This window comes from Microcoleus sp. w2-18bC1 (assembly GCF_036700365.1).
In the GTDB taxonomy this organism is placed as follows: Bacteria; Cyanobacteriota; Cyanobacteriia; order Cyanobacteriales; family Microcoleaceae; genus Microcoleus.
The window spans coordinates 1-26,188 of record NZ_JAUBOS010000020.1 but is presented as its reverse complement, the minus strand read 5'-3'; the positions used below and the strand labels follow the sequence as shown (position 1 = coordinate 26,188).

Below are 26,188 nucleotides of genomic sequence, written 5' to 3'. Positions count from 1 at the left end.
CTGATGAGTGAGGAGTGATGCCAAGACTTAAAATCTCCCTGCTGCTGACTCAAACCAGTACAGCCGTAGCAACAGGGAGGTAAGTGTTATTTACTACCAGCACCAATGATCCACATAGCGACGATGATAAAGATTGCGATCGCCAAACCATGCTGCCAGGTCAGGAGATAATACAAATCCCAGAAGCAGAGAATGCCTCCGATCGCCAAGGTTGCACCGCCTGTCCGCCAGAGTCCGACATAAGCGCGATCGGCTGGCGACATGAAAAACAGACTCAGAGAGCCGATGACGATCGCCACGATTCCTAAGAAAAGATGTGACGGAAAGAGCCGGAATAAATTTGCAATGCCGATGCCGATCGAGAACTTCACTACCAAAAATAGCCAGTTGTTGACATTCTTGAGGTGTTTCAGTTCCGCTGACGGCTTGAAAACCAGTTCTTCTTTAGCTTGCTGTGGTTGTTGTACAGCAGGCTTCTGGTTTTGTGGTAATTGTGGAGTTTGTAAAAACATGGTTGGTGCATTTATTGAAGGTTTTGCCGTAGAGCAGACAACAATTGGCGCAAATCTCGATATTCTGTATTGCGGAAGCTTCAGCAACTACTAAATATCCGTAACGGTTGGGTACTTTGATTCCTGGTTGATGGTCATCTGTCGTTACCCAGCCTGTATTTGTCGTAGCAGCAGCGCCGTTCTTGTAATCGATCGAGCTGACGACTTTGAAAACTTGACCTTTAGAAATAATCAACTTTCACCTCTCATGAATTTAGTAAATCTTGAAAAACCACGATTTATCTGCGAAGCAACACCATTAACTTTGCCTGCCATGTCGCCTGACCAGTTAACCGCTACGTTGATGGAATCCTTCGCTTTGGCTGTTGTTGAGCGTTGTACTGCTGCCGATCGTTGTGTAGCTGAACTTGAAGCTGAAACAAATTGAGGTTGAGAGTAATTGGACTGACTAATTTGGAGGGGAGCAGAAGTGGAACCGCCGAGAGATGGATGGCTCAAACCATGAGTACCGTGTTTCAAACCGTATGAAGCTTGCTTATAGATATTGGTTTCTTCTTCTTTCCATTTTGCTAAATCAGCAGCAAACTCTGGATTTCCTTGCATCTTTAAACTGGCTGCGTCAACTTCGGCAACTTTCTTGGCGAGGGCAGCAATTACCGTGTTGTCCCAGAAAATCTTATCTTGTTCAGTTTCCCCAGTGAATTGTTCTTGGCTTTTCGTAAGTCGATAATCTTGGACTTCTACTGTTGCGCCATATTTGGCACGAGCAACGGCAACATCTATCTGAGCTTTCTTAATTTTCTCAGCGCCTTTATAGCCAGCTTCCATCAGCCAGCCTTGGAACTCACGGAAACAGATTTGTGCGTCAATGAGTAGCTTGAATTTCTCTTTGATTTCGGTGATGTGGTCAAGAAACCATTTTGCTTGGATTGCCCGATCGCCGATCGCAGCCCAGCCTTGGGGAGTGAGTTGGTTCAAGTCAGCAGTTGTGATGCCAAAGACCTCATCCAACAGTTGCTCACCTTCAGCATCAAGAGCGCCACCGACTAGCGTTGTGAGAAGGTAGGTCAAAACATCTTGTTCTTGGTCGAGTAGTTGTTGCATTATTTTCCTCTTAATCTAATTGTGTTGAATCATCAAGATTTAGATTATCGATCCAGATAATTGCATCGGACAAAGCTGATTTTGTGTCGTGAGAAGCACCTTGTTTCAGTCGATCGTACACACACCATTTAAATCTTGTGTTCAACTCAACCGATTTAAGCTGGATTGTTAAGCCTAAATGTTCATATTCTTCAGCATCAGAGTCAGATTCTATAACGCCTCTTCTTTGCAGATTCAGCAAGAGTTTCATGGCTAAGTTGCTGACGGTACGATCGGACAACAAATTCAAGAATTTATCTAACATTATTGCTTACCTCTCCCAATTCTTCATCGTCATACTCCATGAAATCGTTGATCCACTTTTTGGCTGCTAGGAGGGAGTCAGCGGAGTCATAGGTCATGCCTTGGTCAAGAAACCGATACATACCATCGTAGACATACCAGATCCATTGTTCGCTCCAGCGTTCCTCTCCATCAATGTGAAAGCATCGCAAACGGATAATCAATCCACAGTGCTCATATTCGTCAGAGATTGGTGGATCAATCACCCATTCTGTGATTGCACCTTTCAATTTCAGATAAATCAGAAGTTGTTTGGTGAATGACAGGACGATCGAATCGGGCAACAGACTCAGGATTGGTTTGAGATTTTTACGCATTATTCGGGTAAACCATTCGGTGTTAGGTAAGCTGTAATTTTGACCATTTCTCCCGGTTCAGGTTTGGGAAGTTGGCGCTCAACTGCTTTCATTGCCTGAAGAACGCAAATTTCTGCATCACCGTAGAATGTAAAAATTTGGGTTGGGCGACGGCTGCTAAAAACGTAAATGTTGCGAGAAAATTGATTTCTTGCTGGAGCTTTACCAAGTAGCCAATCAAACATCTATTTCTTCCTCAGCTAAAGCTAAAGTATCAACATCATCAGCTAGAAACGCATTAGCCCATTTAACTGCTAGAGCGATCGCATCATTTTCGGTAGTAGCTGTTCCATTTCCAAGGATTTCAGTACCTCTACCATCGCAAACAAACCAATACCAGTACCAGTAATTTAACTTTGCACAGGCAACGATTTTAATTTCTAAGTCCAGATAACAGTAAGTTTCGGATACAGCGGATTGATCCGGCTGCCAATTCCGTAACTCATCTTTTTCGTGTAAGATTTCTACGATCGAAGTACCAATCTTTTGAAGAATACTGATTGGAACAAAATTCAAAACTTGCTTAAGCATTTTGATCACCTGGAACGATTGAAAAAGGTACTTTGCCCTGAAGAAATTCGACTGTCCAAACTTGAGCTAGAGCAACAGCCTCATCTCTGGTATCTCCCACCCCAGTCTTTAGAATTACTTGCCCAAAACCGTCATAGATTATCCAATCCCAATATTCGATATCTTCTTTCAGAAATTCTGAATATGTAGAGAAAAACTTGATTTGAATTTGCAACCCTACATAGAAATAGCAACCTGGCAGTAGATGTCGAACATCCTGATTACAATTTTGAAAGATTTTATTACTCAGTTTTCGGGAAACCTGACTAGCTTTCTGCTGAGAAGCCAACAGATTTGGGAAGAATTTCAAGATACGTTCGAGCATTATCTAAAAACCAGAGAGGAAAAGAGCATCAAAATTAAAACAGCCAGAGCTAAGTAAGCGAAGTTAACCAGCCAACAGAGAAGAAATAGCGTGACTTGCATCAGTAAAACTCTGTAAGGAGGGGCTTCAAACCATTCTGTCCTACCATCTAATCCGGGAGAGCGGTGAACATTCCAAGCCTTAAAGATTTTGTGCATCGTTTTTTCTGTCAGTTTCATGTTCATCGTGAACACGATCGCCCTAATTTTTAACGGAGCTTGGTAGTCTCGTGACAGGAAATAGTGACGTGTTTTGGGTGTCTCACTCAAGCCAACTTTGGACAGATAACCGTCTTGAAAAATGTAATTAAACCCTGGGACATAATCACTCTTTCTCTTAGCTTTGGGCTGCTTAGGTTGCTTTTGGGGTTTAAGTATTAGACGGGCTTTAGGATTTTTGTTTCGCATTTAACTCTTGTTTCAAAAGGGCGATTGAATGGGTTAAAAGAGCGATTCGTTGTTTGTTTAATGCTTTAATTCGTGTATAAATAATCCGTAGTTCTTGGCTAGCATTAAACCGTGTATCAAAATCAATGGAGGTCAACTCTTGTTCAAATTTGGCGATTGTAACTTTATTCTTTTCTTGTTCGGCTTCAATTTCCTCAAGCGACATCTCGATCGGTCTTTTGAGTTTTCCCCCTCTCATCAAAAGAACTTGTTGTGCTGCTAATTTTTCATTGCGTTTAGAGAGTTGCAAAACTTCTTGATGCAACTGCAAAGAAACTTGTGAATCAATGACCTGTTCGATTTGAGCTTTCAGATTAGTTTTGAGCAATTCGTTCGCGTCGCGTTCGGTCTGAAGTTGCTCATAAGTCATAGTTCCGACTCTTTTAGCCATGATAATTAGCTCCTAATTACTCTACTGTTTGACGGTTATTGTGGCTGCCAATACCGACTGACGGGGAAATTTGATAAACTTTGGTGTTAGTAACTGTTTGATTGCCGTGAACGATCGTCGGTTTCGCTTGTTTGAGGGCATCTTGATATCCGGTTTGATAGCAGAATGCACCGAAACCAACTACCAATGCTGGGATAGCTCTACTCATCCAGGGAGCGCCAGATTCCGTCTTAGTTGTGGATGTTGAATCTGTCGAAAATAGGTCATTCATGGTTAATAATCCTTGCTGTGGTTAACAATCGTTGCAACTGTGTTATCGTTGCTATCGGTTGAAAGTCTTACCCAACCTTCATCAGACATATCTTGAATATCAATTTCTACTCGCCATTCTTCGATTAGAGTACAGAAAGCAATTTCGGCTGTACTGCCTTTTCCAAAACGTTTCAGGAAATCGAGAATGGCTTGTATTTCAGGTGTTATTTCCACCCCTTATAATCCTTCAGCTTTTTGTATCGGAATTGAATGTTTTGAGCTTTTTTGCCTTGCTGAATATTTCGCCACACATTGACGATATTGAGTAGAAGAATCAGGAGACTGATTAGAATTACGGTTGTCAGGAGTATTAACTCGATTTGGTTATGGTTCCCAACAATCAGCAGTGAGATAATTGTCGTCGTCCGATGGGAATGTGCATTCATAATCTTGTTGTTCAGTCTCGAAACGGTAACAAACTCCAGGATAGGGACAATGCCTACCTCCGACGCAGTTAGGAGGTATTTCTCGTTCTTTTGGTTTGCAGAGTTGCAGGTTATCGTCTACTGGTTCCAGAAGTCGAGTCCGATCGCCTAACTCTGACAAATCCAGGTCAATTACTCGGCACAGTTCCAAACATTTTTTATCAGCACTATAAACGTAAACTTTTTGGTTTGGATTCCAATCATAAACTTCGTCTGAGGTTATAGGAATCATTGTCTTTCTCTTTGAATCTTTGTCAGAAGAATCGCAATCTGATGAACCTGATGAGAGCAAACTCGCATAAATAACCAAAGCCATAAGTAACTTTTCTCGGTTAGCTGAACGAGCTTGCTCTTCTAGAATTAGCCGATCGCTATAAGCTGTAGCTAATTCTATGCAAGATTCAATTAACCCCAAGCACCAGTGATCTGTTTCGGCGGGTGGGTTTTTTTTCCTGGCAAGCTACCGTTACGAAGATCGAGGGGAGCATTTTGGACTGAGCCAACAATTTCTCGGAAGTTTGCGCGAGTATTTGTCGATCGAGATTTGAGCTGATCAACTACATTCTCTCCAAGGGAGATGTAGAAGGCATCAACAACCGAAGCAGCAGCAGCAGCACCCACATCAGTCATCGCCAGGGCTGCTTCAGATGTTGCGCCTCGAACTGCAACCACTAGCTGACTGGTTTCTTCCTGCCCGTCTCGGTTTTCAGAGTGGTCAATTTCACTGTCGTTGATATCATCGCAGTGCTCAGCGTATCCGGTGCGCTTGGAAGCAATGTCGAGTAATGCGTCAGTCGGACTCTTCATTTCTTCACGAATCAGACGGTAATATTCCCGTACTTCGTCGATATCGACTCCTTCGACCTGAGCATTTTGCCATTTGCGATGACCCAGCGCTTTGCGGACGGTGGTAATGTCGGACACTTTGCCTAGTCCGAGTTCAAATTTCAGCTCAACTCTAGATAGTGTAGTCATTGATGTTAAGTCCTACGTTTTGTAAGTATTTGCGTGTTTTTTCGATATCTCGATCGCAGGCAACGAAAATTTCTTCGACCTGAACCAGACACCGTTTCTGAAAATCTGAAAATTTACGGGAATGAAGCACTCGATCGCATTCTGGGCATTCTTCTTCTAGCAGTGTCAGTCGGCGTTTAAATGTCGCTTCCGACATTGGTACTGGTTTGCGTCTACTTTTACGACCGACACTTCCCAGAATTTGCTTTATTTGCGATCGAGTCCAGTAATTTGCTCTTCCTGCTTCGTCTTTATACTGGACTGTGTAAGGCTTTCGACACTTTTTCTTGTATCTCATGAGCTACTTTTAGTACCCTTTCTTTGAGCCCTTCAAGTAGCTCACGATAGAGTAAAAAAAATGAATCTATTGCCTGCCAACACCACGTTTCGGCGCTTCTTCAGTCTGAGCAGACTTAGTTTCTGGTACTGAGTGGTTTTCTTGTCCCTGCGGGTAAGCTTTTGTTGCGTCCCAGTATCCCAAAGCTCGTCTTTCGTTCCAAATTTTCTGGGTTGCTTCTACCGCTGTTTCCCCGAACCCTCTCACCTGGGAATTTGGATTGAATTGGCGCTCTACTACGATCGGATATTCGTTCCGATACGTCAATTGCGTCATCTGTAGTAACATAATGGTTGAGTCGATGGGAGGTATTATCCTCCGCACCTCTCAGTTAGATCTGGGCGTGCTAGTTTCCCGGCACCCAGCTCCCGATGTTCTTGGCTTGCGCCTTTGCTCATGTGGAGATAATCGTGGCAGCTTTCGTGAACCGCTAGAAGGTTATTTATTTTCCAATTACTATGGCAACCATCTACATGATGCAGATGTACCTTTTCATCGCCTAGCATTTTTAAGCCACATTTTCCACATTTATGGTTTTGCCGTTTTAAAGCTTTAGAGGTTTCGCCGTTATAGAGCTTGCTGTTACGCTCACTCCAGTAGGCTATATCTCCGTCGTAGGGGGATTTCTCTCCTTTGACATTGACAAATTTGTTTTCGGAGTAAGGAACCGTCGGGAATGCTTTATCTAGAAGATTCTTGCTGGTGTAGCGAGATTGTTTCGATTCCTTATTGAATACCTTGAAGGCTCTATTTTGGATAAACCACAGTGATAGCCGTGACCCTTCCAACTTACAGTAGCGATGGTAATTTCTCCAGCCTCTAACTACAGGGGCTAATTTCTTAGCTTTGACCGTAGCACCATAATTCGAGTTGTTAACGATGTGTTTTACCTTCTGACAAAAAGCTTTAAAATTGTCCGCTGATGGAACGCATCTAAATTTCCCGTTGTTTTGCACTTTGAAATGCCAACCGAGCAAGTCAAATCCATCTGTCGTAGCCGTTAGCTTGGTTTTCTTTTCACTAACCTTCATGCCTCGTTCTGCCAGAAATTCGCTGACTTTATCAAGTATTGCCTTCGCATCATCTTTGGGTTTCAGAATTATTACCATGTCATCCGCGTACCGGACTGATTGATGTATTTCCTCAATCCCATTGAGAGCAATATTGGCTAGTAATGGACTTACCACGCCCCCTTGCGGGGTTCCTTGTTCTGGAAATTCTGGATTGACTCCTGATTTTAGACTGCGGAATATTCCGGTCTTGATGCCTTTTGGGGCGATGAGTCGTTCCATTATGCAGGTGTGGCTTATCCTGTCGAAGCATTTTTCGATATCAAGTTCGATAACCCGTTTCTCTATTCCATGACTCTTAGAGCGTAGATTGTTGAATAGAGCTTTCTGCGCGTCATGCGCCGATCTTCCTGTTCTAAACCCATAACTCCGGGCATGGAAAGTTGCTTCGTGTGCTGGCTCTAGCGCGTATTTTGCGAGGCATTGCCAAGCTCTATCGGCGATAGTTGGTATCTTGAGGAGGCGGATGCTCCCATCCTTTTTAGGGATTGGTATTGAACGTAACTTCTGATGTTTCCAGTTGTTACTTTTAGCCCTGAGTTCTTCACTCAGTGCGAACCTTTCCTCGAATGTGAGTGAGGCTTTCCCATCAATTCCCGCAGTCTTTTTGCCAGCATTTAGTTGAGTTACTTGACGTATCGCCAACATTCTTGCAGCCCGAGATTTCAGAATTAGCTTTTGAAGGGACTTCGCTTTCTGCTTGTCTCCAACCTGAATCGCTTTAAACACTCGTTTTTGTAGGCGAAATAAGTCCCTTCGGAATTTCTTCCAAGGTAACGTCTTCCAAGATTCACTAACATTGCTGTTGTGTCTAATCATACTCTGCTCTAACTTATGTTCTCTGAACACCTCAGACCAATTACGGTCTGTCCTACCCGAACTAAGGGGGTTCCGCTGCTCGTCTAGCCTACGAAAGGATTCGACTTCCCCTTGACCCTCAGCTCGTTTTTCTTCGTTCCCTCGGTTAGATTGATTGTTCCTTTAGGTGGAGCCAATTTAACTACTGGATTCCCTGGACTCTTGCCGATATTGACAGAATATTCGGCGGGAATGAACTCCAGTAGAGTCGGGATTAATGGTCTGTGTCCCGCTCCTAGGTAAGTTACTTTTCTAGGCTCTGTTTCACCATTGGAACTCCCCATTAACGCCAGTGTCACCTCACATTAGATGTCTGATTGCGTCCTGTTCCCAGCTTCACTCTGCAAGAATCGAGCTTGGTCGGTGTGGGCAGATCGGGAGTCATACCTGAGTCTGGTAGAAGGGGCTTAACACCCTTATCCGACCGAGAGTTCAACCTTGTGGTTGGAAACGCTATGTACGGGCTTTTACCGTGATTCACGTTTCAACGAATCGCACTCTGTCTCCTAGTGTCGTGTACCGACATTGGTTGAAAGTCCAGAAAAGTGGTATCAACACTTTTCTGGGCGTTTCAACACACTGTAACATCCAATGGATGTTGCGTCAAGAAAAAACTTGAATATTTAGCTAAGATTTGTTTCGCTCATCGAATATGCTAGATTCATGAGCGAGGAAAACAGTAAAAAAGGAAAAAGTAGGGATACTCGCGATCGGCTCACATTTGATGTGGGTGGGTTACGCGAGCGACTTAGAGCTCAGGCGATCGAACCGGGTCAATCGCTGGCTTCGATCGTTCGCATGGGACTGCTGGAATGGTTAAGGATTCGCGAAGAAAATCAACAAAATCAAGAATCTAAATCTAAAAAAAGCGATTAAATTGATATATCAGTTATTTAAAATGCTTAAATCCTATATCCCGTATATGTTTGAGCGATGCCAATTCAACCTTGACATCGTAGGGGTCACTGGTTCGAGTCCAGTTGTGTCCATGAATTTCAATCATTTATAAATCAAGGGTTTTAGGTTTGCCCTCCTACCGAGAGTTTTGTCTTTCGCTCGACAATTAACCTATTCGTTAGATCATGAATTTAAAAATCTGACGCACCCTACTGAATCAAAATCAAATGATATTAGAGCATGGAAGACTTTACCATGACTCAAGCGATATCGAAGTTCAGGAGTTTTGATGAATTTCTGGAAGGAAAACCATAAATCCGTTATGAATTACATAACTGATTTATGGTTTAAATTAAATGCAAATCCAACTGGTAAGCATTCATCCAACGCGGGTTTTCAATCGATAGAATTGGGTTTATAAATCAGGCGATTACAACTTCCTTTATTCCCAAGGAATGTACAATTGAATTTAACGATAACTCTGGCTACGATCTCGATGTGATTGTATTAGATAAACAAGCCGTTGAAGCCAATGAGTCTTGATGGGAAAGAGAATCAGTTATTACTCAGGGAAATTCGGTTAAATTAGTTATTGAAGTAGTCAGCACAAATTGGCGTGATGATTATGCACATAAAATGATTGATTATGAAGCATTAAGCATTCCTGAATATTGGATTGTAGATTATTTGGGCTTAGGGGGTAGCCGTTATATTGGTTATCCCAAACAGCCTGCTTTATCGGTTTATCAGTTAGTAGATGGTGAGTATCAAATTAAGCTGTTTTGGGGAGATGAAAGAATTGAATCAGCGGTGTTTCCAGAGTTAAATTTGACCGCTAAGCAAATTTTTAACGGTGGATAAGTGCTGAGGCGATCGCATAGCTCAGTTAGTTAGAGCATTACAATGCCATTGTAGGAGGGGTCAGCGGTTCGAGTCCCTTTCTTTCCATACCTAAAACCCGCCCACAAAGCGGTTTTTGTGGTTTCTATCACCAAACTAATAGATTTGGCATTCTCAATTAGGAATGACAGAATATGTCTAGGCTAGAGATTTAGTATAGTTGCCACGTTTCGTCGAGGCTGTTGCTGAGCAGTTGGGTTGTTTGCAGGAGTTCGGTGTTAAAGAAAGGCTAGCCCGATTCTCGTCGGCACCATCCCCATCCGTGAACAAAGCGCAAGCAAGCAGAACAAGAAAGAAAACCACTGTGAGAACGCGATCGCCTTGCACGATCCCAAGCAGAAGCCACTAACCGGATTAAAGACGAATTTTTAGCGGTGTTCTGGCATGAGGTGCGATCGCCCCTGTGCTTAAATACTGAATGACTTAGGTTTGGGGCATATTATATCTTGATTCCCTAACAATAGCTGGCATAATAGGTAAATAGGCAGGACTAACCGCAATGAATGTAGAACGTACACACTCCTTGAACGATCGAGAAGAGCTTACTGTAAATTTTCCTCAAGAGCTATGTACGGACTGCCAAGCACTGGAAGCACGACGATTTGCGGTGATAGTCGAGCACATGGCTGAGGCTTTTATTTCTATTAATTCAGAGTGGCACTGTACCTATGTCAACCATAAAGCAGAGGAGCTTTTAAACAGTAAGCAGCAACACCTGATAGGCAAAAATATATGGACTATATTTTCGGTCGATCTTACCTCGGAGCTATATAAGTATTGTCATCGAGCGATCGCAACGCGAACTGCAATCGAGTTTGAAGAACATTACCCCTCATTCAACAAATGGTTGAGAATTCGCCTCATCAAGAGTGAAGATGGGTTACTTATTTACTTCCAAGACACTACTGAAACATCTCAACTCGATCGACAATTAAAAGCCGAAATCGCCAATTCGCAGCAGGTGGAAGCCACCCTTCAGAAAGAACAGGAGTTTTTGAAGGCCATCCTAAACAACGTTCAAGCTGGCATTGTGGCTTGCGATGCCGATGGCATATTGACGGTATTTAACCAAGCAGCTAAAGATTTTCATGGATTACCTCAGCAGCCAGTTCCATCGGCTCAATGGGCTGAGTATTATAACTTGTATTTGCCCGACGGCAAAACACCCATGAATACAGAGGATATTCCCCTGTTCCAGGCATTGCAAGGACAGAACGTTCGTGATGTGGAAATGATGATTGTTCCGCAGCAGGGAACGGCGCGAATGCTGTTAGTAACTGGACAGGCGATTATAGCTCCAAACGGCGAAAAACAGGGTGCAGTTGTTGTGATGCACGACATTACACAACGCAAGCAGGCAGAAACTGCTCTGCGTGAGGGTGAAGCGCAATTATCCAGCATCTTCCAAACTATTCCTGATGGTATCACTATTCTAGATTCTACCGGGGAGATTATAGCTGCCAATAGGGCCGCAGAAAGGATTTTAAGATTGACTTGCAGGGACAGTGTGGAGCGAGGGTATAACGCTCCATCCTGGTTCATTACAACCGTGGAGGGTCATCCTTTCCCAGAAGATGAACTGCCGTTTGCGCGGGTGATGCAGACAGGTGAGCCTGTTTATGGTATTGAACAGGCTATTAGCCATGCTGATGGAACTCGCACGATTCTCTCGATCAATGCTTCCCCTTTGTTTGACGCAGAGGGGCAAATTATCAATATCATTGCTGCTTTCAGCGACATTACTGAACGGAAGCAAACCGAAGACGAACGAGTACAGCTTGTTCAAGAACAGGCAGCCCGTGCTGTAGCAGAGAATTCTCAACAACAATCAGCATTTTTAGCCCAAGTGAGTGCTGTCCTTTCCTCTTCACTAGAGTATGAACAAACTCTCCAAAGCGTTGCAAAGCTGGCAGTTCCTTATTTTGCAGATTGGTGTAGTGTTGATCTGCTGAATGACGATCGCACAATTGGTCGGGTTGCAGTTGCTCATTCAGATCCCGAAAAAGTGAAGTTTGGCTGGGAGTTGGCTCAACGCTTTCCCAGACATCTCGATGATGCGTATGGCATTGCTAAAGTCATGCAAACAGGACAGATTGAAATTGGGATTGAGATTACAGATGAACAGTTAGTTGCCACAGTGCCGAATGCTGAATACCTGGAAATCTTACGTGGAGTTGGGTTAAAGTCCTGCATCATTGCACCGCTACAGGCACGCGGGCGCGTGTTGGGTAGCATTACCTTTGTGTTTACTGAATCCGATCGCCACTATCGCCTAGAAGACATTGCCCTGGCTGAAGATTTGGCTCAGCGAGCAGCGATCGCCATTGATAATGCTCGTCTATATAATGAAACACAACAAGCGAAATTAGCCGCCGAACTCGCTGCTAACCGGACGGCTCGACTGCTGGCGGTGATGACAGCTTTGTCGGAATCGCTAACCTCGGCTCAAGTGGCTCAGGTGATTATTGAACAGGGAATGTCCGCACTGGGAGCAAGTTGTGGTTTGGTTGCGGTATTAAACCAGGATGCAAGCGAACTGGAGATTATTCAAGCGATCGGGTACGAGCACGTAGGAGAATTTCAGCGCAGTTTTTCGATTCATGCACCCTATCCTCTCGCAGAAGCTGTGCGAAGTGGGCAACCTGTTTGGCTAGAAACTATCGAAAACCGAATTGCCCGTTATCCTGATTTAGCCCAAGCTTATGCCCAGGCTGGTTCAAAAGCCTGGATTTCAGTGCCATTGTTGATTGAAGGACAAGCCGTTGGTGGACTGTCGCTGAGTTTTTCGACCGTTCCCGGACTTTCCGAGAGCGATCGCGCTTTCGTTTTGGCACTGGCACAGCAGTCGGCGCAGTCGATCGACCGAGCACGGCTCTACGAGTCAGAATCGCAAGCACGGACACAAGCAGAAGCAGCTAACCGAATTAAAGATGAGTTTTTAGCTGTCTTGTCGCACGAATTGCGAACTCCGTTGAATCCGATTCTGGGTTGGACTCGGCTGCTGCGAAGGGGAACCCTGGATTCTGGCAAGACGGCGGTAGCTCTCGAAACAATTGAACGCAATACCCAGTTGCAAGTTCAACTGATTGAGGATTTGCTGGATATTTCTCGGATTCTGCAAGGGAAGCTGAGTTTGAACTCTACTCCTATTAATTTGAAAACAACTCTTAAAGCCGCGATCGAAACAGTTAGTTTAGCCGCCGAAGCGAAAAACCTTCAAATTCAAACTCACCTAGAACCCGATGTCGGCGATGTGTTAGGAGATGCTACCCGATTGCAACAGGTTGTCTGGAATTTGCTCACCAATGCCATTAAGTTCACCCCAACGGGAGGTAGAGTTGAAGTTGAGCTAAAAACGATTGATTCCTATGCTCAAATTCAAGTCAGGGATACAGGAAAAGGGATTAAGCCAGAATTTATTCCCTATGTCTTTGACACATTTCGACAAGCTGATAGCAGTATTACGAGAACCTTTGGTGGATTAGGGATCGGATTAGCGATCGTGCGTCACGTCGTTGAGCTACACGGTGGAACTGTCAAAGCCGAAAGTTGTGGAGAAGGACAGGGAGCAACATTTACTGTCACACTTCCCTTATTAGCCAGGAGCAATGATGCAAACAGCGATCGCAACGATAATTTATCACTCAAAGCTCACACTTCACCCTTGGCTAGATTATGTATCCTTGCCGTCGATGACGAAGTAGACAATTTAGAGTTAGTTCAATGTATTTTGGAGCAAGCGGGAGCCACAGTGATCTCTGTATCTTCAGCAAAAGATGCGCTACAAAAGCTCAATGAATTGAAGCCAGATGTTTTGATTGCTGATATTGGGATGCCACAAATTGATGGCTATATGTTGATTAGTCAAGTCAGACAACTATCCACACAGGAGGGAGGAGAGATTCCCGCGATCGCTCTCACAGCGTATGCAGGTGAGGCAAATCAACAGCAAGCACTAGCAGCCGGATTTCACAGGCATCTTCCCAAGCCTGTTGAGCCTGAAACGTTAGTGGAGACAATTGAGAAATTGCTTCATCAAATCGAGTAATATTAATTTTGCTTGCACCATCAGTGATTGATATAATTCATCTGCATTAATCTGTGTTTATCTGGTCCTACATCCCCAAATCATATCAAATCCGATCGCCAGTCGATCTGAGGACACGGCACTGCGCCGTGTCCTTAGCCGTAACTTACCTGTGACAGCCTTGGGCGATCGCCTTCAAAACCGCTAGCCGCACTTCTGGATGAGATTTCTCAAGCCCGTTCGCCCGAAAAACCCAGTGTCCGCCGCCCGCGTGTTCGATCGCAATTTTCTGTCCGTCAGGCAAAACTATTTGCCACCAATTCAACACACTGGCTTTAATAAGGTGGCACTGAATTTCGTTCAGTTGAGCCTCCATTAATTTCAGTTGACGCATGATTGGATTTTGGGCAGATGACTTCATGATTTTTCTCATTAAATGAATTCGACTGTTTCTCGGCTTGGATTTCAGTTTGCCGATTTTTGAACTTAACTTCACCTTCCGAAGTTTTTGCCTTAACTTCCCTTTCCGAAGTTTTCGCCTTCACTTCCCTTTTACCACCTTTAGGCTCAACTTTGACTCCAAAACCTTTAGACTTAACTTTTCCTGGTGGGGCAGAAGTTGAAGTCTGTTCCGTGGCTGGCTTCTTAAACTCCGCGTCTAATTGGTCTAAAATCTCCTCTTGCTCGGGAGTATGTTCCGCTGGCTGCTCTAAATTGCTGGGATTGTATTCGCCAACCAACCTTGCCAAAAATTCCGAAATTGACAGTCCGGCTGCGGCTGCTTTTTTCGTTAAAAGGGCGTAGGTGTCGGTTTTTATGCGAATTTGTTTGAGCCGAAGGTTGGGATTGTTGTCAACGGTTTCGGCAATAGTTACTGCGGTAATCCTTTCTTTTGGTATGACATCGACAACTTCTTGCCACTTTTCCTGTAAACGACAGTCGCCATATTGGTCTGTAATTGCGTGTTTGAACAAAGGGACAACTTGAGCAACGCAGCTAGGCAAAATCTCAAATCCTGCTTTAATTAAGCGCAGGCAAATACTCGCAGCTTTGATAATTTGTGTGCAGTAAAAATACTGCCTACCTAATGCTTGTTCGCAGTAACTTTTAAAAGTTTTGAACTTGTCTTTGTACAATCGCAGCTTTCGGATGGCGTCCAGCATGATTCCTTGCCGCACGTAGTCTAGGAATCCCCTTTTAATTTCGCCTGTCAGGTAGTCTAAATCGTGAAAGGGAGATTGATTCTGGATTTCTTCTTCAAAGTCTAGCAGCGGGCCTGCAAAGTGAAAGTTGGAGGCGACATCGCCTAGGTAGAAGTTGTCAATTGATGGGGGCATGATCTGGAATGGTTCGAGAAATGGCACGATAGCACGGAAGTTGTGCGATCGCAAAGTTGAAGTTTTGGTCTGGATCTTTGATAAAATGTTGAGTTGGAGTGTGCTGTGAGGTCGATCGACCTTTTACATGGCATCACCTCCTCGGCGTTGAGAAAAAAGGGGCTTGAGGTATGCGCCCAACCCCCGAAAATACGCTTGGGTATGCAGGCATAATTGATAGACACTAAAAATAAGGCGGTCTTTCAAACCTGCATTTTGACGAAAGTAGGCTCGCCAGGGGGCCTTTGTTTGGTCGCTATACATGAAGTCTACTTCATCTAAACAACCATGTCAAGAGGTTCGCTTCATGAAACAAACTTCATGCACTGTGGAAGAAAATTTGCAAGAAAAGGACAAGTCTCCATTAAGGCTTCTCAGAGAACAAGCTGGCCTAACCCGCCCTCAAGTCAAACAACATATCGGCGTTTCTGAGCGGATGCAAGCTGACTGGGAATCAGGAAAGTCCATGCCAACTGTTGAAAACGTAGCTGCACTGGCTAACCTGTACCAGGTTTCTCTAAAAACTATGTTTGAGCTTTTAGGATTAGATGTAACTAAAATTCCCGATGACTTACCAAGTCGATCGCCCTCGCCGAAAGACAACTAACCCGCAGGGGTTCGGAAATGTCTAGGGAAACGGGTTTGAGTCATGCACCCAAGCCCGGAAAATACAAACGCTATAACTAAAAACTCAGAAGCCCGATCGACCTTTCATCGATCAATCCGTAATTTTCCCTCTCAGAGCTTTAATCTGCCCTCGCTTGGTTTTGCTGTCGAGACGCTTGCGCTGGGAACTACGAGTCGCTTTGCTGGGTTTGCGCCTTTTCGGTATGACGATCGCACTTTTAATGAGTTCTTGCAGCCGTCTCAAAGCCTCCTCCCGGTTTTGTTCCTGGCTGCGGTGTTCCTGGGCCTTGATGACAATCACACCTTCGGAGGTGATGCGCTGGTCGTTGATTTGGAACAAACGCTGCTTGTAGCGATCGGGCAATGAGGAAGCTGGGATATCAAAGCGCAAGTGAATCGCACTCGCCACCTTATTTACATTTTGCCCCCCCGCGCCTTGAGAGCGAATCGCACTAATCTCGATTTCGCGATCGTCTATGAACACAGTGTTAGAAATTTGTAACATGATGAATAAGTGAAATTAAAGATACTGAGAAAGCAGTGCATCTTTTATATATAACTTACTTGGGTAGATAAATTATTTACACTTCTTAGCTGTCAGGATGAATTCGATGAGTCTTTTTCTATCCCATAACTCTATGTCGTTAGATTCAGCAAGGTTGTAAGCATTTTCGGTAAATCTGTTGTTGGTGATGACTCTTCCTTTATTGCCGTTGTAATGTTTGACGGCTCCTGCTACTTCTTGAACTGCTTTAATACCAACTGGATTTTTGCTTCTTTTCGCTTGAACCACAGTTTTTGAGCCATCTTTGTATAAAATTAAATCCGCCCCATAATCTTGACTATCTTGAGTTAACTTAACACTATAACCAAAGTTTATAAAATAAAGATATAGAAAATTTTCAAACTCTTTTCCCGTCATTTCATCTACTTCCAGAATACCACTGTCTAATAAACGTTTTCTTGACTCTTCTTCTTTCAATGTATCCAATACCGATGTTGCAATCACACCGAAAACGGCAGCGGCTTTTACTATAAAAGGTTTCATGAAATTACATAAATTACTACAAAGGACGCTATCGCTCTTTAACGACGAATATATTAAAACCTATCTCAAAAACAAACGTCAAAACAGCAACACCAGAATAATTAGTAAGGTGCGCCGAAACGCACCCTACAAAAACTAATTAATCGGTAGTACCAGTTTGCAGCGACTCTTTAGCAGTCTGTGTCCACTCAGAGTGGAAGAATTCACCGCGCGGTTTGTCGGTGCGTTCGTAGGTGTGAGCCCCGAAATAATCCCGCTGAGCTTGCGTGAGGTTTTGTGGCAATCTTTCGCGCCGGTAGCTATCAAAATAGTCGAGCGAGGCGCTAAATGCTGGCACTGCAATCCCCAGTTGGCAAGCAGTAGCTAACACGTCCCGCCAAGCTGATTGGCGATCGAGAATGCTCTGTTTGAACTCCGGTGCTAACAGCAAATTCGGCAACGTGGGGTCGTCCTTGAAAGCTGTTTTAATCTTGTCCAAAAATCCAGCCCGAATAATACAGCCACCCTTCCAAATTCGGGAAATTTCGCTCAAACTTAAGTCATAGTTGTACGACTTCGAGGCCGCGCTCAAAAGTGCCATGCCTTGCGCGTAGGAGCAAATCTTCGAGCAGTAAAGCGCATCCCGAACTTTGTTCACAAACTCTTTAGTATCGCCTTCGTACTTGCCGCTAGGCCCCGTAAGTTCTTGGGAAGCTTTGATGCGCTCGTCTTTGTAAGAAGACATGATTCTCGCATTCACAGCCGCGATAATTGTGGGAATGCTCACGCCCAATTCCAAAGCACTCATAACAGTCCAGCGGCCGGTGCCTTTTTGACCGGCTGCGTCCATAATTACCTCAACTAAGGGTTGCTTAGTTTCCGGATCAATGTACTTGAAAATATTAGCCGTAATTTCTATCAAAAACGAGTTGAGCTCGTCTGTGGTATTCCATTCGGCAAAAACTTCCTGCAACTGCTGGCCGTTCAATCCACCAACGTTTTTGAGCAAATCGTAGGCTTCAGCAATGAGCTGCATATCACCGTACTCAATGCCGTTGTGAACCATCTTCACGTAGTGGCCTGCGCCACCAGGGCCGATGAATGTGACGCAGGGGCCGTCATCTACTTGAGCCGCAATTTTGGTGAGAATTGGCTCTAGTAGGCCGTAAGCAGTGCGGGTGCCACCGGGCATCAAGCTAGCACCATTCAGCGCGCCTTCTTCGCCGCCGCTGATGCCCATGCCGACAAATCCCAGTCCCATCGATTCTAAATCTTTGGTGCGGCGTTCGGTGTCGTCGTAGAGCGAGTTGCCACCGTCAATAATCATGTCGCCCGGTGACAGCATGGGTTTGAGCTGGTCGATGACCGCATCTACGGGTTTCCCAGCTTGCACCATAACTAAGATTCGGCGTGGGGTTTCTAGGGCATCGACGAATTCTGTCAGAGTCTTGGCGGCTACAATGTTCTTGCCGGGGGCGCGTTGGGCCATGAAGTCGTCGGTTTTGGCTGCTGTGCGGTTGTACACAGCCACGGAGAAGCCTCTGCTTTCGACGTTGAGCGCTAGGTTTTCGCCCATCACGGCTAGACCGATTAAACCAAAATTTTGCTTTGTCATGCTAATAACCCGCTGGTTGTTCCCGCTTGATGATAGGTTTGCGAGAGAGGAAAGCGAGGCGGGGTGTACCGCTTTCCGGTGGACTAAAAGTATTGGACAATAGACCTAGGAGGTTTAGGTTTATTTTTATATTCTCAGAATTGCTGTTTGGTAAATCAGTAGGGTTTTTTTAAGATTTAAGGGATATTAATGACGCGGGCAGGTGATGATAAGGCAGGTATTATGTCGATCGCAGTAACGGTAGATACAAACAAGCGGACATTTTAAGGACAATTGAGGAGACTGTTGTAATTATGGAAGATTTGCAGTATCTCGCGGCCTGGGTGAAGGAGCAACACGCTCGCGAGTATATTTTGACTTGGCTGCTGAGTCAACAGGGGCTGTGGTGGTCTGATGGGGATATTTATCAGGCCGTTTTGCAAAAGTCGGGAAAGCTTTTGAAAGCTTATGTTCAAAAAAGGCAAGCGGGAGAGTTATTTGAGGGAATTTCTGAGAAGTTGGGAGGAGATGATAATTGGGATGATTTGGCGGGGAGTTTGGCGCGGATTGTTGCGGTTTATCAAGAGGAATTATCGCATTTGCAAGAGCGCGATCGCAAGGGGGATGGGGTAAAAAAAAATTTGATTAGCCAACCGTTGACTGGAGATCCTTTGCCGCTTTTGGAGGTGCAGCAAGCTTTGCCTGATCCTTATGCGGATACGTTGACGGGGAGATAATTGCTCATCATTTTTGTGGATGGAGGCTCATCTCAGAAACCGGGTTTCTTCCTTTATTTCTCGTACTCAACCCTAATTGTCGCAGAAACCCGGTTTCTCGCAACTTGGGCGACAGTTCTCGATCTAGATTCAAGGATTGAGAATAGGTGTAAGATCTAGAAGAAATCCGGGAAGTACATCTTCACCCGAAAGTGTAGGCGGTTGGTCAAAAGAGAAATTGATTACTTCTGCTATATCTTCAGACAAGTGATAGATTTCTACTAAAGGCGTTTGGGGGTCAATTAGCCAACCTAAGCGACAGCCGTTAGTTCGATAATACCGCATTTTAGCCCGCAATGTTTCTAGGGAATCACTTTGCGATCGCAATTCTATTACAAAGTCCGGGCACAGGGGAGGAAATTTGCGCTTATCTTCTGCGGATAATGCTTCCCAACGTTCTAGGAGTACCCAAGCAGCATCAGGGGAACGCTTCGCACCGTTGGGTAATTGAAAGATAGTGGAAGAGTCAAAGACTTTTCCCAATCGAGTCTGACGATTCCACAAACCGAGTCCCAGGTTGAGATCGGAATTTCTGATGCCGCTTTCGCCTCCTGTTGGAGGCATAATAATTAGTTCTCCTTCGGGGGTTTGTTCTAATCGCCACTCTTCATTAGCGATGGACAATTGATAAAATTGTTCGTCGGTTAAAGCGACGGCTGCAGGTAGGTTGAGAGTTATAGTTTCCATCGTTGATATTATCGCCAACTAGGTTGGTTTTATTATAGCTCGCACTTTCTGACAATTTTCTCAAAAAGAGCGCACGATCAGAAACCGGGTTTCTTCCGATATTTTTCGTACTCAACTGAAAATTGTCGCAGAAACTCGGTTTCTCGCCACGCAGCGACACAAATGCGAGCGTTAGGGCTGGTTCATATAAATTGTTTGTGGGAATTCAAGATGGTTGATGAACCCGCCCCTCCGGTAATTCTGTTGATTTCACTCTAAATATAGCTGCTAGCTTGACGGGTGAACATTGAGCAGTAAATTCCGTTTGATGCTATCAATTCGTCGTGAGTTCCTATTTCTGCTATTTTACCGTTTTCCATGACGGCGATACGATCGGCTATTTTCGCTAATCCTAATCTGTGACTGATGACTATGGTTGTTTTCCCGGCGGCTATTTGGCGGAAGATGCTGTAAATTTCGTGTTCTGTCTTGGGGTCGAGGGCGGCGGTTGGTTCGTCAAAAATAAGCACTTCGGCTGTAGAAAGCCGCATTAAGGCGCGGGCGATCGCAATTCTTTGCCACTGTCCCCCCGATAAGTCTATGCCGTCTTCTAATTGTTTCCCCAACGGAGTCTCTAAACCTGCGGAAAGACTATTGACTTTGGCGCTAATTCCTGCTTCTGAAATAGCTTCGTTAATTGCGGTGTCATCCGACAGTGAAAGCAAGTCGCCGAAACCGACGTTTTCTCGGACTGTGGAGGGGAAACGGGCGTAATCTTGCATGACGACGGCGATGCGCGATCGCACGTATGCTAGAGAGTACGATCGCAAATCTTTGCCGTTCCAGTCGATCGTACCACTTGTCGGGTCGTACAGGCGACCGAGGAGTTTGCCAAGGGTGGTTTTACCCGCGCCATTTTCACCTACAAGCACTAGCATTTCACCCGGATTAATCGTTAAGTTGATATCCTCAACTGTGCTTTTATTGCTACCGGGATAGCAGAAAGATAAATGCTTCATCTCGATGCCAATTTTATCTTTTGTGGGGGGGGAATCTTGCCCGCCTTCTGGTAAACTAGGCAGGCGAGATGCTACATCCCCAAGCGGAGACTGCAATTCTGGTTGGAGTTCCAAAAGTTGAAAAATCGGAGTAACACCGAGGGAAATATCGTACAAATTAGCATAATTGCCTATAAGTAACTGCAAACTTTGCTCCACCTGAACAATCAAACCCGAATACAGCGCCAAATCTCCCAAAGTATAGCGACCACCCAAAGCTCCCATTACCACATAAACAAATGGCAAAGCTACTCCGATTCTACTAAACACTGACCACAAAAGTAAAACAATTGCTCCTTTTTTTCGGATTTGCTGCATCTCGCTAAAAAATTGCAAAAACTGATCCTGCCAGCGTTTGAACCAAAGTTCCTGCAACCCAAACAAACGCAATTCTTTAGCATATTCTTCGCCCGTCAAGACTCTAGCGGATAAGTTCATCTCGCGGCTGATTTTAGCTTGCTTTCTTTGAACTCTCCAGATGATTTTGCTATATTTTCTTTGGATGTAAATTGAGGGACAGGATGAAATCAACATCACCACTGGCACCCACCAAGCTATCGCGGCAGCAAGGCCTATCGATGGAATAAATATAAAAATTCCCGTGATGGTCATGCTGATGGTAAATGCTAGTTGCTGTATTTTGAATACTCCGGTTTTTGCTAGTTCTACTATATTTAATAGTTCCGGGTTTTCAAACAGGGCAATATCGTCGAAATTGGCGACTTTTTCCAGGACTTTTCCTTCGACAAAGCCTTGAACGCGATCGCGCAAAGATGTCGCTGCAAAAGAGCTCATTGTGTCTAGGGCATCGCCGACTAACCTAAGACTTAAGACTCCGGCAATACTCCACAGCAATATTGGTCGGGAAAGCATCAAAGCAAAGGGCTGTGCTGTTTGGGTTTGCGACAGCAACCGAGATACTTCATCAATGATTAATTTATCTAAAAAAAGCACGGCAGATGGGGCAGCACCGGCGATGATGTTGAGTATTATTAAATGGCGGAGTTCAATTGGTGCGGCTTTGATTATCAGGCCCAAGCTGCGCCACAAAGCTTGGAATGTGGTAATTTGGATCGGTTGCATAGTTTGTGGGTAGGTGTCGGGTCTACTCATCCCCGGATGCTATATTATAGTAACTTTATCTCAACTGAAATGCAGCTTTTTCCAAGATTAATCCAACATCAGCCGGATTTGTGGATACATCATACTGCCAATAACCAAAACCACCATGCTGGTTAACAGCTTTAATCCACTGATCGAGAAATACCCATTTAGCCTCATCTTGACGAGTTTGTTGCCCTTTAGTTTCTAGAATCAAAAAATTGCCATTTTTCAGACGAACTATAAAGTCGGGGCGATATTTCCGAACAACTCCGCCAAAAATATAGAGAATCTCAAATCCAAGGTGATCGTTTTTCACCCAAGCATCTACAATATGAGCGTTTCTTTCTCGATCGAGTTCGTAGGCTTCGCTGGCTTCCCATGTACTGTCAAAGACGCAGCAGTTGATGTGAGATTTACAAGTGTACTCGCAAGGTTTACCTGTGTACCAGGAACGCATATCACCTGTAGATCGGATTGGATGAACTGGATCGAAAACTGGTTCAATTCTTTCTGTATTTTCTAAATAAATAGCGTTCCAGATGTGTTCAACGACTTTTCTCAGATTAAGAGTGATCAGGATACGTCGTCGGATTTGGTCTCGATTGAACAATGGCGGAGTAATTTGGATAAAATCTGATTGGATGAATTTTTCGACTAATTGAATCAGTTTTGCTAGTAAGTATTCTCTATTACCTTTCCAGCCGGGTTTCATCTGATCGAAAATATCTCTAGCAACCTCAAAAGTGATTTTTTGCATCCGCTGTTTGCGACCTAAATCTTCTAGATCGATCGCCTTTATTTTCGTGACATCGGGTTTGCCATCGACACTCGGAGCGAGGTCTGCTAGGGTAATATTGTCAGAGGCATTTAACTTCAAAGGCTCAACCTGACTCAAATCGAGTTTGAGTTCTGGTTTATAAATGTAATCAATGCGAACGATATTTGGAAAGCTGATTTCAAACTGCTGCTTTTCTGGATCGGGTTTAATTTCTGTTTTAGGAGTCGGGGGCGGAGGCGGAGTTCCTTCATCGGATTCGTGGGGAAGAAAGGTAAAAGGAACACCAAAAATATTAACATATTCGGCTTCAAGTAGCTTTGTTTCTGGGTTGATGTCGTAAGTAGTTCTCCGTAAACCTCTACCTACAACTTGTTCGCAGAGAAGTTGGCTGGTGAATGCGCGAATCCCCATAATATGCGTTACAGTTTTAGCGTCCCAGCCTTCAGACAGCATCCCAACTGAGATGACATTTTGAATCTGTTCTCCAGGCTTCCCAACTTGACCAACCGTATCCACCATTTGCCGTAAAAGTTCTGCCTGTTCTTTCTTAGAAAGTTTGCGAATAGGCTCATCATCAGAGTTATCATCTTCGGCAGTCTCAGGGTTTGTGTCTTGTATCTCAGTGCTTTCCTCTTGGGATTCTGCCATTTTCAGAACGTTAGAATCTATGTGTAAGGTGTATTCTGGAATGCAGAGTTCTTCGACTTGAATTTTGTTATGGTCAAAGGCATATTTGATTCGGGCAGCAGTTTCGGTACGGTTGGCGATCGAAATCATTGCTGGTGGAACTTTATGGCCAGATTCTTTCCATGCTTTCGCAGTTTCCAGCCAATCTTTTCCGAGTAAGAGGTAGCCGTTGTTGAGCAAATCAGGAAGCGATTCATTGGGCTTGGCTTTACGATTTACATCATCGTAAACTTCTGGATCTCGATAAAGATGGTAAAGACGGGATTTGAAATCTTGCACGTTGAGTCTTGCATCGTCGCGAATCACAACGCGGGGAGTCTTGACTAAGCCAGATTCGATCGCATCATTTAAGCCAAAATCACTGACAATCCAGCCAAAGAGAGCTTCTTCTGAGCTTTTTTTACCAGACGGGGCGAAGGGTGTGGCGGAGAAGTCAAAGCAGGTGAGGATTTTTCTAGCTTGGTGGATGCGATCGCACCCACCAACCCACTTAGTTGCCTCATCTAAGTCTTCTTTGCTGACACCTTTAACTTTGGATTCAGCAGGAATGCGCCATGCGTGGTGTGCTTCGTCGTTGATGACAACTATGTTGCTGGAGTTGCCAAGTTCTCCTAAAACCTCTCTTGCGTAGGCTTCATTACTTTTTGCACCACGTTTATCAACTCCTTTTTTCTTTTTAATTTGTTCCTCAGTTTCCCAATTGAGGGTGTGCCAGTTACGGATTAAAACTTTGCCTTGACGAAGTTGATCTAATAAGCCCAGAGGAACAATATTGAAAATTTCGTAGTAGCTATTTTCAGCAGAGGGAAGCAGAACTTGCAGGCGATTCTTAACTGTAAGTCCGGGGGCTATGACAAAAATAGCTTTGGAAAAGCGGGAGTCTTGGGGATAGGTAACTTTATTCAGAATTTGCCATGCAATTAACATCGCCATGACGATTGTTTTGCCGGAACCTGTTGCCATTTTGGAACACAGGCGTTTGAAGTTTCCCCCATCGGAAGGGATGTCGATACCAACTTTTTCAGACGGGGGGGATTCTGTTAGCCAGATTAGGGTTTCTATGGCTTCTAACTGACAGAAAAAGAAGGGAAAGTCCCGTTCTTCGGAGTTGTGCCAGTGTTCTAGCAGACGTTTGGTAACGCCTGTAACGCCGGGGTGTCCCTCATTGCACCAAGCTTTGACGCGGGGGCGGATTTGGTTAACTAGAGGAATTTCGACAAATTTGCCTGGATCGTCGAAGGTTTTGGAGCTTTCGGAAGCGATAATATAGCCTGCGGGTCTTCTTCCTTCTGCAAGATTAAACAGGCGAGAAGTGCGATCGTAGTGCCAATATTGTTTGGGTTCTTTGTAGGGAGAATTGATAATAAGTTGATCGATGTTAGTTTTTGATGACATAAGATTTGCTGTCTTAAAAAAAATATTAACTTTGAGTTGAGGGTATAGAATCAGATTTTTCTGGATTGATTAATGTGTAACTACTTTCAAAAAGATTGAGATAGGGTTCGTAACGATAAAGTCTGTTGCGTTGCCAACCGGTGACTTCTTGAAGCAAAGTAACTTCTACAAATTTATCGACTATTTTACTAGCAGTTGCGTAACTACATTGCAGTTCATTTTCGACCAAACGAATATTCACGATCGGGTGCTGGAAAAGTAATTCTAGCAAGCGCAACCCATAACTGCTACTGGAAATTTGCTGCCCAATAATTTCGCGGTGTTTTTCGCGCATTTCCAGAATAGAACGGGCTGTTGTTGTTGCTGACTGACTGACTTCAAAAATACCTTGAAGAAAAAACTTTAACCATCCTTCCCAATCACCATGAGTGCGAATTGCCATCAGGCGATCGTAATATTCTATTCTGTGAAATTTTAGATAATGACTGAGGTATAGTAAAGGCTTTTGCAGGATTCCTTGCTGACAAAGCAGAAAAGTAATTAGCAATCGTCCAATCCGTCCATTTCCATCTAAAAATGGGTGTATTGTTTCAAATTGAGCGTGAGCTAATCCGCAATGAATCAGTACAGGTAAAGAATTGTTATCGTGCAAAAATCTCTCTAGGTTGTCGAGAGATTGGTGCATTTCTGCAACTGTTGGAGGTACATAGGCCGCAGTACCCAGGTTACAACCTTGAGGGCCAATCCAATTTTGACTTTTCCGAAATTCTCCCGGTGTGCGATCGCTCCCTCGCACATCTTTGATCAATTCTGCATGAATTTCTCGCAGCAAGCGCAGACAAAGTGGAAATTCTTGAAGCCGCTTTAAACCGTAGTTCATGGCGTTAACGTAGTTAACAACCTCCTGCACATCTTTAAAGCGTTCTTGACCTTTGACATCAATTTCATATTGAAGTACGTCCTCTAGGGTGCTTTGCGTTCCTTCAATTTGCGAACTAAGAACGGCTTCCTGACGGACGTACATCGCTACGAACAGGTCAGGGTTGGGCAAAATAGAGGTAGCACCGTCTAGTCTTCCTAAAGCTCGATCGGCATTGGAGCCCACATTCCGCAGATATTCAAGCAGAGGTAAAGGAAGATAGATTTGGCAACAATAAACTCCCAAACGATTGCAC

At 44.3% G+C, this 26,188-nt stretch carries 31 protein-coding genes; 5 read left to right on the top strand and 26 right to left on the bottom strand.

The annotated features are described in order from the left end of the window. Nucleotides 1–86: 86 nt before the first annotated feature. The 17 genes from QT979_RS13355 to QT979_RS13275 form a co-directional block, all read right to left on the bottom strand. The gene (locus tag QT979_RS13355) at nucleotides 87–512 is read right to left on the bottom strand and encodes a hypothetical protein (protein WP_333106792.1); all 426 of its coding nucleotides are present in this window, start codon (nucleotides 510–512) and stop codon (nucleotides 87–89) included. Then, a complete protein-coding gene (locus tag QT979_RS13350; protein ID WP_333106790.1) occupies nucleotides 445–747 on the bottom strand; it encodes a hypothetical protein in 303 nt (100 codons plus the stop codon). Before QT979_RS13350 ends, QT979_RS13355 begins: the two co-directional genes overlap by 68 nt. Next, nucleotides 744–1,616 (bottom strand): hypothetical protein, encoded by an 873-nt coding sequence (locus tag QT979_RS13345; RefSeq protein ID WP_333106789.1) that lies wholly within the window; start codon nucleotides 1,614–1,616, stop codon nucleotides 744–746. The genes QT979_RS13350 and QT979_RS13345 overlap by 4 nt, the downstream gene beginning before the upstream one ends. Nucleotides 1,617–1,626: 10 nt before the next feature. Next, nucleotides 1,627–1,920 (bottom strand): hypothetical protein, encoded by a 294-nt coding sequence (locus QT979_RS13340; RefSeq protein WP_333310436.1) that lies wholly within the window; start codon nucleotides 1,918–1,920, stop codon nucleotides 1,627–1,629. Beyond that, nucleotides 1,910–2,275: a hypothetical protein gene (locus QT979_RS13335; RefSeq protein WP_333106787.1), complete on the bottom strand. Its 366-nt coding sequence runs from the start codon at nucleotides 2,273–2,275 to the stop codon at nucleotides 1,910–1,912. Before QT979_RS13335 ends, QT979_RS13340 begins: the two co-directional genes overlap by 11 nt. Beyond that, the gene (locus QT979_RS13330) at nucleotides 2,275–2,499 is read right to left on the bottom strand and encodes a hypothetical protein (RefSeq protein WP_333106786.1); all 225 of its coding nucleotides are present in this window, start codon (nucleotides 2,497–2,499) and stop codon (nucleotides 2,275–2,277) included. The genes QT979_RS13335 and QT979_RS13330 overlap by 1 nt, the downstream gene beginning before the upstream one ends. Continuing rightward, nucleotides 2,492–2,845, bottom strand: a complete 354-nt coding sequence (locus QT979_RS13325) for a hypothetical protein (protein WP_333310434.1) — start codon at nucleotides 2,843–2,845, stop codon at nucleotides 2,492–2,494. Before QT979_RS13325 ends, QT979_RS13330 begins: the two co-directional genes overlap by 8 nt. Further along, nucleotides 2,838–3,173, bottom strand: a complete 336-nt coding sequence (locus tag QT979_RS13320) for a hypothetical protein (protein WP_333106784.1) — start codon at nucleotides 3,171–3,173, stop codon at nucleotides 2,838–2,840. The genes QT979_RS13325 and QT979_RS13320 overlap by 8 nt, the downstream gene beginning before the upstream one ends. Nucleotides 3,174–3,208: 35 nt before the next feature. Beyond that, nucleotides 3,209–3,655, bottom strand: coding sequence for a GIY-YIG nuclease family protein (locus tag QT979_RS13315; RefSeq protein WP_333310432.1), 447 nt, complete (start codon nucleotides 3,653–3,655; stop codon nucleotides 3,209–3,211). Then, nucleotides 3,636–4,085, bottom strand: a complete 450-nt coding sequence (locus QT979_RS13310; RefSeq protein ID WP_333310430.1) for a hypothetical protein — start codon at nucleotides 4,083–4,085, stop codon at nucleotides 3,636–3,638. Before QT979_RS13310 ends, QT979_RS13315 begins: the two co-directional genes overlap by 20 nt. Before the next feature lie 16 nt (nucleotides 4,086–4,101). Beyond that, on the bottom strand, nucleotides 4,102–4,356 hold the full coding sequence (locus QT979_RS13305) for a hypothetical protein (RefSeq protein ID WP_333310428.1): 255 nt from the start codon (nucleotides 4,354–4,356) through the stop codon (nucleotides 4,102–4,104). A 2-nt stretch (nucleotides 4,357–4,358) separates the two neighbouring features. Continuing rightward, nucleotides 4,359–4,571 carry a hypothetical protein gene (locus tag QT979_RS13300; protein ID WP_333310426.1) on the bottom strand — a complete coding sequence of 71 codons (213 nt, stop codon included), beginning with the start codon at nucleotides 4,569–4,571 and terminating at the stop codon, nucleotides 4,359–4,361. A gap of 150 nt (nucleotides 4,572–4,721) precedes the next feature. Further along, nucleotides 4,722–5,237 (bottom strand): hypothetical protein, encoded by a 516-nt coding sequence (locus tag QT979_RS13295; protein ID WP_333310424.1) that lies wholly within the window; start codon nucleotides 5,235–5,237, stop codon nucleotides 4,722–4,724. Continuing rightward, nucleotides 5,228–5,797: a hypothetical protein gene (locus QT979_RS13290; RefSeq protein ID WP_333310423.1), complete on the bottom strand. Its 570-nt coding sequence runs from the start codon at nucleotides 5,795–5,797 to the stop codon at nucleotides 5,228–5,230. The genes QT979_RS13295 and QT979_RS13290 overlap by 10 nt, the downstream gene beginning before the upstream one ends. Continuing rightward, nucleotides 5,781–6,134, bottom strand: a complete 354-nt coding sequence (locus QT979_RS13285; RefSeq protein ID WP_333310422.1) for a hypothetical protein — start codon at nucleotides 6,132–6,134, stop codon at nucleotides 5,781–5,783. The genes QT979_RS13290 and QT979_RS13285 overlap by 17 nt, the downstream gene beginning before the upstream one ends. 66 nt (nucleotides 6,135–6,200) lie before the next feature. Continuing rightward, nucleotides 6,201–6,449 carry a hypothetical protein gene (locus QT979_RS13280; protein ID WP_333310420.1) on the bottom strand — a complete coding sequence of 83 codons (249 nt, stop codon included), beginning with the start codon at nucleotides 6,447–6,449 and terminating at the stop codon, nucleotides 6,201–6,203. 35 nt (nucleotides 6,450–6,484) lie between these two features. Next, the gene (locus QT979_RS13275; RefSeq protein ID WP_333310418.1) at nucleotides 6,485–8,062 is read right to left on the bottom strand and encodes a reverse transcriptase domain-containing protein; all 1,578 of its coding nucleotides are present in this window, start codon (nucleotides 8,060–8,062) and stop codon (nucleotides 6,485–6,487) included. Nucleotides 8,063–8,764: 702 nt separating this feature from the next. On the opposite strand from QT979_RS13275, the gene QT979_RS13270 reads away from it, so the two are divergent. The 3 genes from QT979_RS13270 to QT979_RS13260 all read left to right on the top strand — a co-directional run bounded on the left by QT979_RS13270 (nucleotide 8,765) and on the right by QT979_RS13260 (nucleotide 13,946). After that, the gene (locus QT979_RS13270) at nucleotides 8,765–8,977 is read left to right on the top strand and encodes a hypothetical protein (RefSeq protein WP_333038842.1); all 213 of its coding nucleotides are present in this window, start codon (nucleotides 8,765–8,767) and stop codon (nucleotides 8,975–8,977) included. Nucleotides 8,978–9,559: 582 nt separating this feature from the next. Then, a complete protein-coding gene (locus tag QT979_RS29040) occupies nucleotides 9,560–9,859 on the top strand; it encodes a Uma2 family endonuclease (protein WP_445304782.1) in 300 nt (99 codons plus the stop codon). A gap of 538 nt (nucleotides 9,860–10,397) precedes the next feature. Continuing rightward, nucleotides 10,398–13,946, top strand: coding sequence for a PAS domain S-box protein (locus QT979_RS13260; protein WP_333310416.1), 3,549 nt, complete (start codon nucleotides 10,398–10,400; stop codon nucleotides 13,944–13,946). A 145-nt stretch (nucleotides 13,947–14,091) separates the two neighbouring features. Here QT979_RS13260 and QT979_RS13255 read toward each other — a convergent pair whose 3' ends face one another. Together QT979_RS13255 and QT979_RS13250 are read right to left on the bottom strand one after the other, a co-directional pair. Then, a complete protein-coding gene (locus tag QT979_RS13255) occupies nucleotides 14,092–14,253 on the bottom strand; it encodes a hypothetical protein (protein WP_333084216.1) in 162 nt (53 codons plus the stop codon). A 7-nt stretch (nucleotides 14,254–14,260) separates the two neighbouring features. After that, entirely contained in the window at nucleotides 14,261–15,262 is a 1,002-nt protein-coding gene (locus QT979_RS13250; protein WP_333212556.1) for a hypothetical protein, read from the bottom strand. A gap of 346 nt (nucleotides 15,263–15,608) precedes the next feature. Between QT979_RS13250 and QT979_RS13245 the strand changes: the two genes are divergently transcribed. Beyond that, nucleotides 15,609–15,908: a helix-turn-helix transcriptional regulator gene (locus QT979_RS13245; protein ID WP_333212557.1), complete on the top strand. Its 300-nt coding sequence runs from the start codon at nucleotides 15,609–15,611 to the stop codon at nucleotides 15,906–15,908. Between the two features lie 111 nt (nucleotides 15,909–16,019). Here QT979_RS13245 and arfB read toward each other — a convergent pair whose 3' ends face one another. The 3 genes from arfB to gnd all read right to left on the bottom strand — a co-directional run bounded on the left by arfB (nucleotide 16,020) and on the right by gnd (nucleotide 18,570). Next, complete coding sequence (gene arfB / locus QT979_RS13240) at nucleotides 16,020–16,433, bottom strand: alternative ribosome rescue aminoacyl-tRNA hydrolase ArfB (RefSeq protein ID WP_333212559.1); 414 nt, start codon at nucleotides 16,431–16,433, stop codon at nucleotides 16,020–16,022. A gap of 72 nt (nucleotides 16,434–16,505) precedes the next feature. Further along, entirely contained in the window at nucleotides 16,506–16,976 is a 471-nt protein-coding gene (locus QT979_RS13235; protein ID WP_333310413.1) for a restriction endonuclease, read from the bottom strand. A 139-nt stretch (nucleotides 16,977–17,115) separates the two neighbouring features. Further along, nucleotides 17,116–18,570, bottom strand: a complete 1,455-nt coding sequence (gnd, locus tag QT979_RS13230) for a decarboxylating NADP(+)-dependent phosphogluconate dehydrogenase (protein WP_333212561.1) — start codon at nucleotides 18,568–18,570, stop codon at nucleotides 17,116–17,118. A gap of 293 nt (nucleotides 18,571–18,863) precedes the next feature. Between gnd and QT979_RS13225 the strand changes: the two genes are divergently transcribed. Then, complete coding sequence (locus QT979_RS13225) at nucleotides 18,864–19,286, top strand: hypothetical protein (protein WP_333212563.1); 423 nt, start codon at nucleotides 18,864–18,866, stop codon at nucleotides 19,284–19,286. Nucleotides 19,287–19,415: 129 nt separating this feature from the next. Here QT979_RS13225 and QT979_RS13220 read toward each other — a convergent pair whose 3' ends face one another. The 4 genes from QT979_RS13220 to QT979_RS13205 form a co-directional block, all read right to left on the bottom strand. Next, nucleotides 19,416–20,012, bottom strand: a complete 597-nt coding sequence (locus QT979_RS13220; protein ID WP_333310411.1) for a Uma2 family endonuclease — start codon at nucleotides 20,010–20,012, stop codon at nucleotides 19,416–19,418. Nucleotides 20,013–20,266: 254 nt separating this feature from the next. Next, nucleotides 20,267–22,132 carry an ABC transporter ATP-binding protein gene (locus tag QT979_RS13215; RefSeq protein WP_333310410.1) on the bottom strand — a complete coding sequence of 622 codons (1,866 nt, stop codon included), beginning with the start codon at nucleotides 22,130–22,132 and terminating at the stop codon, nucleotides 20,267–20,269. A 55-nt stretch (nucleotides 22,133–22,187) separates the two neighbouring features. Next, complete coding sequence (locus QT979_RS13210) at nucleotides 22,188–25,013, bottom strand: BPTD_3080 family restriction endonuclease (protein ID WP_333310408.1); 2,826 nt, start codon at nucleotides 25,011–25,013, stop codon at nucleotides 22,188–22,190. 25 nt (nucleotides 25,014–25,038) lie between these two features. Further along, on the bottom strand, nucleotides 25,039–26,188 hold a 1,150-nt coding region (locus QT979_RS13205; RefSeq protein ID WP_333310406.1), incomplete at its 5' end, for a Fic family protein.